The organism is Chitinophaga sp. Cy-1792, from assembly GCF_011752935.1.
In the GTDB taxonomy this organism is placed as follows: domain Bacteria; phylum Bacteroidota; class Bacteroidia; order Chitinophagales; family Chitinophagaceae; genus Chitinophaga.
This window is the reverse complement of sequence record NZ_VWWO01000001.1, coordinates 2,067,068-2,082,024: the sequence shown is the minus strand read 5'-3', so window position 1 is coordinate 2,082,024 and position 14,957 is coordinate 2,067,068. Positions and strand designations below refer to the sequence as shown.

The window sequence follows — 14,957 nt, the reverse complement described above, 5'->3', positions numbered from 1 at the left end:
CGCTGTCGGCATCTTTTACCGGGGATTGATCTTCCGGCCTTCGGCCGGAAGATCAATCCCTGAACCCCAAAGCCTGTATTCACGCTACTGTAACCGTTTATCACAAAAATGTAAGAAATTTAACCCCCTGCCACTAATAGATAAATCTATTTTTATAAATTTAGCGTTCCACAGTACGTATTCTAATACGCTATTTAAACACATTGAACAATGATGAAACAACCACTGCATCGCAGAAGTTTTCTCAAAAACACCGCAGCAGCAGGGATAGGCCTGTCTATGCTGGGTTCTTCTGCGAAATTGTTTGCCAATGAAAAAAAGTCTAAGGTAAGAGTAGGTCTGATCGGCGTTGGTGCCCGCGGACTGGGTCACCTGAGCTTATGTCTGCACAGAGATGATGTTGATGTAATTGCATTCGCTGATCCGGATACTGCCTATACCGTTCCGAAAGCGAGAGACATGATCACCAAAATTTATGGTGCAAAAAAGAAAGTAGCCGAGTATACCAACGGACCTGAAGATTTCCACAATATGCTGAAACGTGATGATATCGACGCTGTTATCATCGCTACTCCATGGGAACTCCACTCTATCATGGCAATTGCTGCTATGAAAGCCGGTAAAACGCCTGCTGTTGAAGTTTGCGGCGCCTCTGATATCCAGGAGTGCTGGGAACTTGTAAACACCAGCGAAAACACGGGCATCCCTGTTTTCGGTATGGAAAACGTATGCTACCGCAGAGATGTGATGGCAGTGCTTCAAATGGTCCGTCAGGGATTGTTTGGTGAACTGACTCACCTGCAAGGTGGCTACCAGCACGACTTACGTGGTGTTAAGTTCAACAACGGCAAACAATATTATGGCGGTGGCGTAGAGTTCGGTGAAAACGCACTCTCCGAAGCTAAATGGAGAACCAACCACTCCGTACACCGCAATGGTGACCTGTACCCTTCTCATGGTCTGGGTCCTATCTGCAATGCTATCAACGTCAACCGCGGTAACCGCCTCCTGTCGCTGACTTCAGTGGCTACCAAATCACGCGGCCTGCATAAATACATCGTTGACAACAGCAGCGAAAGCCATCCTAACGCTAAAGTTGAGTTCAAACTGGGTGATATCGTTTCTACCCTGATCAAAACCAACAACGGCGAAACCATCATGCTGTCGCATGATACCAACAGCCCACGCCCTTACTCACTGAACTTCCGCGTTCAGGGTACCAACGGCCTGTGGATGGATGATCAGAAACAGATCTACATCGAGAAAGTAAGCAAAAACAACGACGTATGGGAACCAGTGGGTAAATTCGACGACCCTGCTTCCTACTACGGTAAATACGATCACCCGCTGTGGAAGAAATACGCCAACGACGCTGCTGGCGCCGGCCACGGTGGTATGGACTGGTTCGTACTGAACTCCTTCTTCGAAAGTATCAAACGTGGTGCTCCTTATGCACTCGATGTATACGATATGGCTACCTGGTATGCTATCACCCCGCTCACTGAACAGTCAGTAGCTGAAGGTGGCAGTGTACAGTACATCCCTGACTTCACACGTGGTCGCTGGATGAACAGGAAACCAATCTTCGCACTCGACGATCAATACTAATCGAATAAATAACGCTAACTAACGGGAAACGGCGTCTCTACCAGTAGAGACGCCGTTTTATATTAATATCGGCTAATAATTATTGTTGCTCCAGCTTCTCCACCCTTGCTTTCAGCGCATCGTTCTCCTTCTTCATCTCAATCATATATAAGGTAAGCTCTTCTATCTTCTGCAGAAGCTTTTTATTCATCTCTCCAACATCAACACCTTCTGCTTTTACCACTGCTTCTGTAGGAATTCCCGGCAAATGCTTCTCCTGTCGGATATATTGATCCACCTCATACAAAGAAGGTAGTTTGTAATCATCATGGAAAACGTAATCGGCCCAATTGCCTTGCTGCACTTTGATCTTTGTAGCTCCCACCGCTCCATTTACCAATAGCTTATAACCTGGAACCGGATCAATACCGATCCCCATATTCCTGGTATCTCCGTCAATTATCATAAAATAATTTGCCAATCCCTGACCCTGTAGATTTGTATTAAAGAAATACATTTTACTACCTGATGCACCTAATCCAAAAGACTGTGTTTCTCCTGAAATTTCAATTGCATTTCCAGCATGTACCTTTATTGACTTTGCCCATAAACTTCCTGTCCATGATGGTCCACCAAAAATATCAAATCTGGCAGCAGGAATACCTACTTCTCCCAGGCTCATATTCCCTTGTATTCCAATATGATCAAACGTAGAATTATAAGGAGTCGCTAGTGTATTATACTCAGCTCTGTCACTAATTTCAGACACGTTCACCAGCTTCAATAATTCATTTGCGGTATATCCTGTAAAGGAAAAACCATATATCGTGCTTGCATTAGCAATTTCTATTGCCAGATAACGTTTACCAGCATACGTTACAAGTACCAACCTCGTATATTCATTATAACTTATCAACGTAGCGGTATTACTATTGTATGTGCTGGCACTATTTACCTCAACATTGATTTTTCTGTTCCAACCACCTACCCCACCTCTGATGGCGGAAATTTTTCCGAATACATAATGCTCCTCTATAGTAGGACTTCCGTCTACATAGGCTTCATGCAACAACACGTAGGAAAAGCCACCATTATCTACAGTCGCCCCCGGTATTGCCCTGTTTACCCAATAATCCCGCCCATTCGCCTGGAATAAATTTGTTTGTGCAGATGCTGACAACAGGCTCCCTAACAGGAGCACTAAAATTAGATTAACAACTTTCATGATATAGGATATTTCTATTTTTAGGGACGCAATATTAGTAAAAAAGAGAAGAAATTCTCAATAGTTGCAAACCAGGATAAATTAGCAGTTTATTGTAAGAGAGGTCAACAACATAGGTATCAAATAAATTTGCTAAGCAAAAAAGACCACCTTAAAAGGTAGTCTTTATAAACATTGCATATAAACTATAAACTATAAAACGGTTACACCATTTTCAATGGTAGTAACATAGATTTCAGGATCTTTCTTATACCTCTCCTGGTAACGGCTACGAATAAAGGAAGTATAATCCTCCACTTTATCCGCTTCCACCAGGTTGATGGTACAACCGCCAAAGCCGCCACCCATCACACGTGCACCAGCTACTTCTTCCCGCTCGCTGGCCAGCGAAACGAGGAAGTCCAGCTCAGGACAACTTACTTCATACAACTTGCTCAGTCCTTCATGCGTTTCGTACATCAGCTTACCGAATTCGTTCAGCTTACCTTGCTGTAACAGGCCTGTAGCGGTTTGTACGCGACTGATCTCGTCGATTACATATAAACAACGATCATATACTTTAGCCGGCAGTTCCTCCTTCACTTCTTCCAGCATGGATTTGCTGGCATCACGGAGAGATTTCACTTCCGGATGCAAACGCTGTATCGCCTTTACGCCCGACTCACACTGCTGGCGACGTACATTATATTCTGATGATGCCAGTGAGTGATGCACCATAGAATTGCACAACACTACCTTGTATCCCGGAAATGCAAATGGAAAATATTCATAGTCCAGACTGCGGCAATCCAGTCGGATTACCTGGTCTTTCTTACCATGCAGGTTAGCAAACTGATCCATGATACCACACATTACACCAGGAAAAGTATGCTCTGCCTGTTGACCAATCAAAGCCATTTCCATACGGGAAAGGCCATAACCAAAGAGCTTGTCGAGCGCTGCCACGAGGCCACCTTCCACTGCTGCAGAAGAGGAAAGGCCGGCGCCTACCGGAATGTCACCTGCTACTACGCAGTCAAAACCTGCTACACTGTAGCCACGTTGCTGTAATGTAGCCACTACACCCATGAGGTAATTGATCCATCCTGGCGTAGGTACCACCGCATCCAGCGAAAAAGAGGCCTTCTCCTGGTTGAACTCAGCAAAAGCATTGCACTGGTTGGTACCATTTAAAGCGATAGCATAAACAATTTTTTTATCAATAGCGGCAGGAAGTACGAAGCCGTCGTTGTAGTCAGTATGTTCACCAATAAGATTGATACGGCCGGGCGACACTACTATTAAGGGTTCTTTACCGAACAGTTCAACAAATTGCTCTTTTGTTTTTTGTATCATCAGTGATAATTAAACGTAAAATTTACGCCTAAAAATAATCATATTATCTAAATAAAAAAGGTAAGCAGTTGTTAATTCCACACAAAAGATTGATCAGATAGTAAAATTTTTTTGAGATCGCGGATGGAAGCCTGCTTCAAATACAAAGGCCTGGCGAAACTTATTCGGTTTCGCCAGGCCTTGCTGTTTATTTTATAAAGATATTTATCAGGATGGTAATCCTTTCTTGTAGCCTGCTGCTGCATAATACAGGATGTACAGGTAGCAAGGGATCATGATGATATATGGCATTTGTCTGTTGCCCATGTTTACGCACAGTGCACCGTAGATCAGCGGCAGGATAGCACCACCGGCGATAGCCATTACCAGGAATGCAGAACCCAGTTTGGTGAACTTACCCAGCTTGTTGATCGCGAGCGGCCAGATGCCAGGCCACATCAGGGAATGTGCAAAACTCAGCAGGATGATGAATACCACAGATGTTTTACCGCTGGTCATCAATGCGCCAACAGTGAATAAACCACCTAAGATAGCACAGGTAATCAGTGCCGCACGCTGAGAAATGTATTTTGGTACCAGCACGATACCCAGCAGATAACCCACTGTCAGGGCTACCAGGCTGTAAATACTCAGGTGAATGGCCACTTCTTTAGTGAATCCGCTGGCTTCTCCGTAAAGCGCCAGTGAATCGATTGCCAGTACTTCTACCCCTACATACAGGAACAGGCAGAGGATACCCAGCATCAGGTAAGGGATCTGGAAGATAGAATCAGGAGTTTTTACATGATTCTCTGTAGCTTCTTCCTCTGGATTTACTTCAGGAAGATGTGCTTTCCTTATCATGAATCCTAACCCGAACAGTATCACCGCCATGATGATGTAAGGCACAATTACGCGGCCTGCCAGTAAAGTCAGTTCTGCTTCTTTCTCAGCGCCTTGCAACGTTTCGATCTTTTTAGACAGCTCTGTAGTGTCGCTGAACAGCAGTACGCCCAGCAGGAGGATACCGATCATGGCAGCCACTTTGTTACAGATACCCATGATGCTCATACGCTGTGCAGCACGCTCTATAGGCCCGATGATCGTTACATACGGGTTAGAGGCAGCCTGCAACAGGGTCATACCGGCACCCTGGATAAACAATCCTACCAGGAATAATGGAAAGGAACGCATCTGCGCCGCCGGTACAAATACCAGGGAACCGATGGCCATGGTGAAGAGTCCAACGGACATGCCATTGGCAAAACCTACCTTCTTCAGGATGGCAGATGATGGGATCGCCATCACAAAATAAGAGATATAAAAGGCGAAAGTCACGAAATATACCTGAAAATCAGATAATTCGCAGGCCTGCTTCAAAAACGGAATCAACACACTGTTCAACCAGGTGATAAATCCAAAAAGGAAGAATAACGTCCCGATGATTGTCATCGCCTTGGCATTGCTGCTATGGCTGGCAGATACAGGTGCTTCCATTGTTACTGTTTGGTTAGACATAAGCTGAGTAGATGAATGTTAGTGTTTGCGAACTTAATAAAACTCATTCGATATTTCATAAATATCTTAGCTAAAACGTTTTATCTCCGTAAAAAAATACAGGCGTTTATCCGGTTTTTTAGAAAATGATAAAAAAATATTTATACATTTATCGGGCAAAAATTCAATGTAACTTAACACGTTTATGGCTCAGCAATCTAAGCAAGACGCGCAAAGTACTCACCCTTCCTTCTTTGTGCTAATTTTAGTGTTCTTTTTTTGGGGCTTCTTAGCTGCTTCAAACAGTATATTTATCCCGTTCTGTAAAACACACTTTAACCTTACCCAGCTTGAATCTCAGCTGATCGACTTCTCATTCTACAGTGCCTACTTTATCGGTTCGCTGATCCTGTACCTGGCATCTGCAGCGAGAAAGGTAGACATCCTGAACAAGATCGGATATAAAAAGGGTATTATTTACGGTTTATTAATTTCCGTACTCGGATCAGCTATCATGATCCCCTGTGTCAACAAGGAAAAAATTGTTCCTATCACCGAAACAGTGAAGGATATCAGTAATTTCCAGCCTGAACAGCAATTACAGACCACCGACCGCGAAGTGAAAATCCGCCGCGAAAAAGAAGCGGACACTTACTCGCTCATTATCAGCAACAACGAGGCAGCAGGAAAATATACTTCCAATGCTAACCTCGCCGCTGCGGTTCCCGGTGGATTCCAACCTGCTGAAGAAGGTTTCGTTGGTAAATTCAAAAAGGATAGCCTGGAAAAAGTATTGTCCGTATTAGGTACAGACTTCTCCCAGACCGTTACCTTCGGTTACTTCGCACTGATCCTTATGGCCCTCTTTATTGTGGCATTAGGGTTCTCCTTACAGCAGACAGCTGCCAATCCTTTTGCCATCCTCCTCGGAGATCCTGCGAAAGGTTCGCACCGCCTCAACCTGGCCGGTGGTATCAACTCTTTCGGTACTACGATCGGGCCAATCATCGTGAGCATGCTGCTCTTCGGTGGTACTAAAGGCGAGGGCGCAGGCGGCACTGATATCAGCAAGATCAACGCGCTGTATATCATGCTGATCGTTCTCTTCCTCGTAGCTGCTGCCATTTTCGCATTTGTGAAAATGCCTGAAAACAAAGACGACGGCGAAGTCTTCGAAACATCTCCTAAAGCAACCAAAGCTATCATCGGTATCTCCCTGATGTTCGTACTGATCCTCCTCGGCCTCTGGCTGAAAGTGGAACTGCCACTGTTCATCACCGGTATCGTAGGTATCATCGGTATCCTCTTTGTTGCACAGCTGTCTTCCCAGAAAAATCCTGAAGGATGGGGCGCTATGAAATATCCACAGCTCACGCTGGGTATGCTGGCGATCTTTATCTATGTAGGGGTGGAGGTAACCATCGCTTCCAACCTGGGCGCTCTCCTGAAACATCCCGGCTTCCTGACCGCAAACGGCCTCGCTGAATCTCAGCTCGATCCTTATGTATCGCTCTTCTGGGGTTCTATGATGATCGGCCGCTGGACAGGTGCTATCAGCGTTTTCAACGTATCTAAAAATACCCGCAAGATCCTGTGTGTTGTTGTTCCTTTCGTAGCTTACGGTGTTGTACTGGGCGCTAACGTACTTAAAGGCAACGAAATATCTCAGCTCTATCCATATGCGATCTGTATCCTGATCCAGATTATCGGTTTCTTTGCCGGCCAGGACAAACCTGCCAAAACACTGATGATCTTCGGTTTACTGGGTGTAGGCGCAGTATTGATTGGTCTCTTTACCACCGGTCCATTAGCTACTTTCTCACTGATCAGCGGCGGTCTGTTCTGCTCTGTAATGTGGCCTAGCATCTTCGCACTGTCTATCGGCGGTCTCGGAAAATACACCGGACAAGGTTCTGCGTTCCTGATCATGATGATCCTGGGTGGTTCACTGATTCCTCCTGTACAAGGCGGTCTGGCAGACGTTCCTGCTATCGGCATCCATATGTCATACGTTATTCCGGGTCTGTGCTTCGCATACCTCGCATTCTTCGCATTCAGAGTTAAAAACATATTAAAATCTCAAGGAATTGATTATGAGTCAGCAACTAGCGGTGGGCATTGATATTGGGGGGACTAATACAGTATTTGGCATCGTAGATCGCCGCGGCAACATCCTGAGTGATGGCAAGATGTCAACCAAAAGCCATGATAACGTAGAGGATTTTTTAACAGAACTCCACGGCCACCTGAGCATATTAATTGAACAGGCTGGCGGCATTGAAAATATAAGAGGTATTGGCGTTGGTGCACCTAACGGTAACTACTACACGGGTAATATCGAATATGCGCCAAATCTCAGATGGCGCGGCATCATACCTTTGGCAAACCTGCTGGAACAGCGCTTCGGCCTTCCTACAGTATTGACAAATGATGCTAACGCAGCAGCCATAGGTGAAATGACCTATGGTGCTGCCAGAGGAATGAAAGATTTTATCATGATCACCCTGGGCACCGGCGTAGGCAGCGGTATCGTTGCAAACGGACAGCTGATCTACGGTCATGATGGTTTCGCAGGTGAACTGGGCCACTGTATCGTACAGCCTGGCGGCCGCCTCCATCCAGGTACCGGCATGCGTGGTTCCCTCGAATCATACGCTTCCGCCACCGGCGTTTGCAATACCGCTAAAGAATTCCTGACCACCCGTCCGGATGCCGAAAGCGTACTGCGTCAGTACCCGCTGGAAGAAATCACCTCCAAAGTGATTTATGAAGCTGCCATGAAAAATGATAATCTCGCGAAAGAAGTCTATGAATACACCGGTAAAATCCTCGGTGAAGCACTGGCCAACTTCGTTATGTTCTCCAGCCCGGAAGCCATTATCCTCTTCGGTGGCCTCACCAAAGCCGGAGAAATGCTCATGAAACCTGTGCGCATCCACATGGAAAATAATGTGCTCCCGATATTCCAGAATAAAGTTAAATTGCTGTTCTCGGAATTAAAGGAAAGCGATGCCGCAATCCTGGGTGCCAGCGCCCTGGCATGGGAAATGAAAGATTAAAAATTCATTTAATGAAAGATAGAAGAAATTTCCTGAAAACAGCGGCCCTCAGCGCCGCTGTTTTCTCTTTAGACAGTGTAACAAGTGCAGCAAATGCACAAGCGAAAAAAGGTGCCGTAAAAGGTAAACCTATTGTTGTTTCTACCTGGGACTTTGGCCGTGCCGCCAACAGCGCCGCATGGGAAATCCTTAAAAAAGGCGGCCGCGCCCTCGATGCAGTAGAAGCTGGCGTACGTGTGCCCGAAGCGGATCCCAATAACCACACCGTAGGTTATTCCGGCTACCCCGACAGAGACGGACGTGTTACCCTCGACGCCTGTATCATGGACGAACTGGGCAACTGCGGCTCCGTAGCAGCACTCGAACACATTACACATGCCATCTCTGTAGCACGTATGGTAATGGAAAAAACACCACACGTAATGCTGGTAGGCGATGGCGCTCTCCAGTTTGCACTCGCCAACGGCTTCGAGAAAGAAAACCTCCTCACGCCGGAAGCTGAAAAAGCATGGAAAGAATGGCTGAAAAAATCTGAATACAAACCAGTCATCAACATCGAAAATAAATCGTACAACAGCTCCGGCGCTACCGCATTCAACCCGCTCATGCTGCCAGGAAATGTGTACAATCATGATACCATCGGTATGGTGGCCATGGACGCTGAAGGAAACCTCTCCGGCGCCTGCACTACCAGCGGTATGGCTTTCAAACTGCATGGCCGCGTAGGTGATTCTCCTATCATCGGCGCCGGACTCTATGTAGACAACGAAATCGGCGCTGCTACCAGCACCGGCGTTGGTGAAGAAGTCATCAAAATAGTGGGTAGCCACCTCGTGGTAGAACTCATGCGCCAGGGTTATCCGCCTGAAGCAGCTTGTAAAGAGGCCGTTACTCGTATCGTGAAACGCAGCCCTTCCAAAGCAAAAGAAATTCAGGTTGGCTTCCTCGCCCTCAACAAAAAAGGCGAACATGGTGCTTACTGCCTGCAGCAAGGCTTTAGCTATGCTGCACTCAGCAATAAAGAAGAGAATGTGCTGATCAACGGCAAATCATACTTCAAATAAACCCTCCGGTTTCCGTGTCCGCCTTCGGCGGACACGGAAACCGGCAAAAACAAACAAAAGGAAACTCGTTATGCTTACCCTTGAAATCTGCGCCGGCTCAGTAGCCTCCTGCATCGCAGCAGAACAAGGCGGTGCCCACCGCATTGAACTATGTGACAACCTCCTGGAAGGTGGCACCACCCCAAGTTACGGAACCATCGCTCTCGCACGCGAAAAAGTAAATATAGACATCTACCCTATCATACGCCCACGTGGTGGCGACTTCCTCTACTCCGACCTCGAATTCGAAACCATGAAACGCGATGTTGTCATGGCCAAACAACTCGGCTGCAACGGCGTAGTAATCGGTATCCTCACCGCAGACGGCAGAGTAGATAAACAACGCTGTAAATTACTGGTAGACCTGGCATGGCCCATGGGCGTTACCTTCCACCGCGCATTCGACATGACCGACAACCCATTCGAAGCACTGGAAGATATCATCGCCATCGGTTGCGAACGTATCCTCACCTCCGGCTGCAGAAACACGGCGGTAGAAGGTGCCTCCCTACTCAAAGACCTCGTCATCCGTGCAAACGACAGAATCGCTATCATGGCTGGTTCCGGCGTACGCAGCACCAACATCGCCGACCTGGTTAAAACCACTGACGTCACCGAATTTCATACCTCCGCAAAAGCGTATATCGATAGCAAAATGCAGTTCCGCAACCCTAATGTCAGCATGGGCGGCATACCTGGTGTTCCGGAATATGGCATCTCAGAAACACAGGAAAAAGAAGTTCGATTAATACGCGAAACTGCTGAAAAAGCATTGACAGATAAGCATTAATACTGTATTTTCGCTATTTGCCATTTAGGGCTTGCTAGTATTCAGTTAACTTAAAAGTGAACAACCATGAAAAAACTCATCCTTGCAGCAGCCATGCTGCTGGGCGGACTCTATTCCCACGCCCAGATCAAAGGTGTAAAACACGTTATTCTTATCGGTATGGACGGCTTCGGTGCCTACTCCTTCCCTAAAGCCGATAACCCGAACATGAAACAAATGATGAAAGATGGCGCCTGGACACTCGAAGCCAGAAGTGTGCTGCCTTCTTCCAGTGCAGTGAACTGGGCATCTATGGTCATGGGCGCCGGTCCTGAATTACACGGCTATACCGAATGGGACAGCCGCACACCGGAACTCCCTTCACGTACCCTCGATAAGTATGGTATGTTCCCATCTATCTATACTTTATTAAGAGAACAAAAACCAAAATCCGAAATAGGTGTCATCTACAGCTGGCAAGGCATCGGTTACCTGTTCCCTAAGGCAGCAGTAAACCACCAGGTTCCTACCCACGACAACGATACATTAGCCACCACGGAGGCTGTTAGCTATATTAAAGAAAAGAAACCTGACTTTCTGTTCGTACATTTCGATCAGCCGGATGGCGTTGGACATGGTATCGGCCACAATACACCGGAATACTATGACCAGGTGAAGAAAAACGATGAACTCCTCGGACAGATCCTCCAGGCAGTGAAAGATGCCGGCATGTGGGACAACACCATCATCCTGCTCACCGCAGATCATGGCGGTATCAAGAAAGGCCATGGCGGCAAAACCATGGAAGAAATGCAGATTCCATGGATTATCCGCGGCCCTGGCGTGAAAGCCAATACACAGCTGAAATCCAGCGTAATGACCTACGATACCGCTGCTACCCTCGCCTGGATATTTGGCCTGAAAACACCACAGGTATGGATCGGACGCCCTGTTACTGAAGCATTTAAATAATCGCTGCACATGAAGAAATTAGTACTCCTGGCAGCAGGCGCACTGCTCGCAGCTGCCGCCAATGCCCAACAGCTAAAGGTTTTGACCTACAATACCCACCACTGCGGTAATATGAAGAATGTGGTAGACCTGCAAGGTATCGCCAATGTTATCAAAGCAGAAAACCCGGACTTCGTTGCACTACAGGAATTAGATAGTGTTACCAGCCGCACCGGCAAAGTTTTCCAGCTCAAAGAACTGGCGAAACTCAGTGGTATGCCCTATTACTATTTCGGCAGATCAATGGCATACGATGGCGGCGCCTATGGCACCGGTATCCTCTCCAAACATCCGATAACAGCCAGTGAAACATTACAGATTCCCGTAGCTACGGGTATTGAGCCAAGAGCTACCAGTATCATCACTGCTCAGCTGCCTTCAAAAAAGAAAATCGTTTTCGCCTCCACCCACCTGGATGTAGAAGATGATCCGGCATACAGGATTAAAGAAGCGGAACTCCTTCACAATTATTTTAAACAGACGAAATACCCTGCCATACTGGCCGGCGATTTTAATGCTACTCCGGAAACAAAAGAAATTACTATCTTGAAAACGCTGTTTTCGGATGTTGCCGCCAACGCAGGAGCCACGTTTCCTTCCGATAACCCGGATACTAAACTGGATTATATCTTTCTCAGACCTATCGGTCAGTACAAAGGTATCAGTGCCAACGTGATAGACGAGAAGATCGCATCGGACCACCGACCTGTAAGTGCTGTTATTAAAACAGTGAAGTAGTTTTTGCCAACGAAATCAAACCAAGACCACAATATGATGATTAAAAAATTGACCAATTGGGGCCTTTTACTGGCTGTATTGGGACTGTTCAGCTGCTCCAACAGCGGTAAAACAGGTACTCCAAAAGGCCAGGTGAGTATCATTCCTATGCCGGTGAGTGTAAAAGAAAGACAGGATTCTTTCCTGCTCGATAAACACACCGTAATCTTCGCCCGCAACGAAGAAGGTAAACAAATTGCTGTACTCTTCAATAGCTGGCTGAAAGAGCTCACCGGCTATGAACTTGAGCTTACAGACAAAATTCCTGGTGACAATGGAATTATCATTGAAACAGCGAAGGATACTTTACAGCCAGAAGGGTATATCCTGGGAGTAAGTAATAAAGGAATCATTATTTCCGGTAGCCCTGCAGGTGCATTCTATGGCATGCAGTCGCTGATTCAGTTATTGCCTACAGAAAAAGGCAGCAGCCTGATCATCCCTGGTGTAGATATTCAAGACAATCCACGCTTCGCCTATCGCGGCCAGCACCTGGATGTATGCCGTCACTTCTTCTCTGTCGATTTTCTGAAGAAGTTTCTCGACCTGATGGCGATGCATAAATACAATACCTTCCACTGGCATCTCACAGATGACCAGGGCTGGCGTATTGAAATTAAAAAATATCCACGCCTCCAGGAAGTGGCTTCCAAACGTAAGGAAACCATGGCCGGCCATTACGAGGAACCGGGAAAATACGATGGTAAACCTTACGGTGGCTTCTATACACAGGAACAGGTAAAAGAAATCGTGAAATATGCTGCCGACAGACATATCACCGTTATTCCTGAAATTGAAATGCCAGGCCACGCACTCGCGGCACTGGCGGCATATCCTAACCTGGGCTGCACCGGCGGACCTTACGAAGTAGGTACCCGCTGGGGCGTACTGGATGATGTGTTCTGCGCAGGTAACGATAGCGTATACACGTTCCTGGAAGGCGTACTCGATGAAGTATTACCGCTCTTCCCAAGCAAATACATCCACATCGGTGGCGACGAATGCCCGAAAGTACGCTGGCAGAAATGTCCTAAATGCCAGGCACGTATGAAACAGGAAGGCCTGAAAGATGAACATGCTTTACAGAGCTACTTCATCCAGCGCATGGAAAAATACCTCAACGGCAAAGGACGCCAGATCATCGGATGGGACGAAATCCTCGAAGGTGGCCTCGCTCCTAACGCTACAGTAATGAGCTGGAGAGGTATCGAAGGTGGTATCGCCGCTGCGAAACAACACCACGATGTTATCATGACGCCTGGCGATTTCTGCTACTTCGATAAATATCAGTCTAAAGGTAAAAATGAACCACTGGCAATCGGTGGTTATCTCCCTGTAAGCAAAGTATATGGCTATGAGCCTGTTCCTAAAGAACTTACTGCTGACGAAGCTAAATACATCAAAGGTGCACAGGCAAACCTCTGGACAGAATACATCGGTGATTCCGATTATGCGGAATATATGGAATACCCTCGTGCTGCTGCCCTGGCAGAAGTACTCTGGAGCCAGCCGGCACAACGTAACTACGATAATTTCGTGGAAAGACTGAAAGTACATGTGAAGCGCCTCGACCTGAAAAAGGTGAACTATGCAAAACATGTTTTTGAGGTATCCGGTACACCGGAAGATAATAAGAAAGGCGGCGTTGAAGTAAAACTCGATGCTAAACTGGATGGCGGTAAAATTTTCTATACTACCGACAGTTCTGCTCCTACTCCGCAGTCGCAAGCCTATACCGCACCGGTACAGGTACTGAAAACCGGCGTGGTACGCGCACAGGTTTTCCAGGATGGTAAACCTTTCGGTAATGAATACAACCAGCCTTTCCTGTTCCACAAGGCACTGGGTAAAAAAGTAAGCATTACGCCTGATCCGGAGCCTAATTACAACCCAGGCAGCAGCTTTGCGCTGGTAAACGGCATCCAGGGTATCGGCACTTACAATGATGGCCAGTGGTTTGGATTTAAGAAAGACTTTACCGCTACTGTTGACCTGGACAGCGTACAGGAAGTTAAAATGCTCGGCACCAATGTACTCAGCATCAAAACTAACTGGATCTATGCACCTAAAGTACTGACTTTCAGTGCTTCTGAAGATGGCAAAACCTTTAAGGAAGTATATAAGCAAACTGCCTTTTCACAAAATGGCATCAACCAGGTGAGAACCGTGATTACGCCGGTACGTGCACGTTATATAAAGATGACGGCACAGCACTTCGGTATGATCCCGGCAGGTGCAGAAGGAGCGGGTAATCCTGCGTGGTTGTTTGTAGATGAGATGATTGTAAATTGATTTTAACAGCTTCCAATAGCTGATAAATAAAGAAAACCGTCTCTACCAGGTAGAGGCGGTTTTTTTGTTTGTTGACTCCTACACCAATTTATTATGAAAAAAAAGCATTCCCGGGTAAAAAAGCTGTTGTCAGCTGCAATAACACCGCAGTTAACGGCTGTTATAAGACATTCACCTGTTCTTAAATCACTGCTATTGGCTCATTTAGGGGTAAATCAGTAGGAAGAAGCCGTAATTACTGCCTACTATCGTTGTATCATTCCCGATATACTTCTATCAAAGCTATCTGGTATATTAACGGATAACTATATAAAATGGTTCTA

Annotated in this window: 11 protein-coding genes; 8 read left to right on the top strand and 3 right to left on the bottom strand. The window is 46.5% G+C overall.

The window, feature by feature from the left end:
* Positions 1 to 210: 210 nt before the first annotated feature.
* On the top strand, positions 211 to 1,608 hold the full coding sequence (locus tag F3J22_RS08560; RefSeq protein WP_205195166.1) for a Gfo/Idh/MocA family protein: 1,398 nt from the start codon (positions 211 to 213) through the stop codon (positions 1,606 to 1,608).
* A gap of 79 nt (positions 1,609 to 1,687) precedes the next feature.
* Here the strand turns inward: F3J22_RS08560 and F3J22_RS08555 are convergent, their stop codons facing one another.
* From F3J22_RS08555 to F3J22_RS08545, 3 genes are all read right to left on the bottom strand, one after another.
* The gene (locus F3J22_RS08555; RefSeq protein ID WP_167016159.1) at positions 1,688 to 2,812 is read right to left on the bottom strand and encodes a hypothetical protein; all 1,125 of its coding nucleotides are present in this window, start codon (positions 2,810 to 2,812) and stop codon (positions 1,688 to 1,690) included.
* A gap of 192 nt (positions 2,813 to 3,004) precedes the next feature.
* Positions 3,005 to 4,147: a galactokinase gene (gene galK / locus F3J22_RS08550; RefSeq protein ID WP_167016157.1), complete on the bottom strand. Its 1,143-nt coding sequence runs from the start codon at positions 4,145 to 4,147 to the stop codon at positions 3,005 to 3,007.
* 207 nt (positions 4,148 to 4,354) lie between these two features.
* The gene (locus F3J22_RS08545; RefSeq protein ID WP_167016155.1) at positions 4,355 to 5,644 is read right to left on the bottom strand and encodes a sugar MFS transporter; all 1,290 of its coding nucleotides are present in this window, start codon (positions 5,642 to 5,644) and stop codon (positions 4,355 to 4,357) included.
* A gap of 184 nt (positions 5,645 to 5,828) precedes the next feature.
* Between F3J22_RS08545 and F3J22_RS08535 the strand changes: the two genes are divergently transcribed.
* From F3J22_RS08535 to F3J22_RS08505, 7 genes are all read left to right on the top strand, one after another.
* Positions 5,829 to 7,745: an MFS transporter gene (locus F3J22_RS08535; protein WP_205195165.1), complete on the top strand. Its 1,917-nt coding sequence runs from the start codon at positions 5,829 to 5,831 to the stop codon at positions 7,743 to 7,745.
* On the top strand, positions 7,717 to 8,682 hold the full coding sequence (locus F3J22_RS08530) for an ROK family protein (protein ID WP_167016153.1): 966 nt from the start codon (positions 7,717 to 7,719) through the stop codon (positions 8,680 to 8,682). The genes F3J22_RS08535 and F3J22_RS08530 overlap by 29 nt, the downstream gene beginning before the upstream one ends.
* Positions 8,683 to 8,693: 11 nt before the next feature.
* Complete coding sequence (locus F3J22_RS08525) at positions 8,694 to 9,746, top strand: N(4)-(beta-N-acetylglucosaminyl)-L-asparaginase (RefSeq protein ID WP_167016151.1); 1,053 nt, start codon at positions 8,694 to 8,696, stop codon at positions 9,744 to 9,746.
* A gap of 70 nt (positions 9,747 to 9,816) precedes the next feature.
* The gene (locus F3J22_RS08520; protein WP_167016149.1) at positions 9,817 to 10,575 is read left to right on the top strand and encodes a copper homeostasis protein CutC; all 759 of its coding nucleotides are present in this window, start codon (positions 9,817 to 9,819) and stop codon (positions 10,573 to 10,575) included.
* A 66-nt stretch (positions 10,576 to 10,641) separates the two neighbouring features.
* A complete protein-coding gene (locus F3J22_RS08515; protein ID WP_167016147.1) occupies positions 10,642 to 11,526 on the top strand; it encodes an alkaline phosphatase in 885 nt (294 codons plus the stop codon).
* A 9-nt stretch (positions 11,527 to 11,535) separates the two neighbouring features.
* Positions 11,536 to 12,303, top strand: coding sequence for an endonuclease/exonuclease/phosphatase family protein (locus F3J22_RS08510; RefSeq protein ID WP_167016145.1), 768 nt, complete (start codon positions 11,536 to 11,538; stop codon positions 12,301 to 12,303).
* Positions 12,304 to 12,336: 33 nt separating this feature from the next.
* Entirely contained in the window at positions 12,337 to 14,634 is a 2,298-nt protein-coding gene (locus F3J22_RS08505) for a family 20 glycosylhydrolase (protein WP_205195164.1), read from the top strand.
* The last annotated feature ends 323 nt before the right edge of the window (positions 14,635 to 14,957 follow it).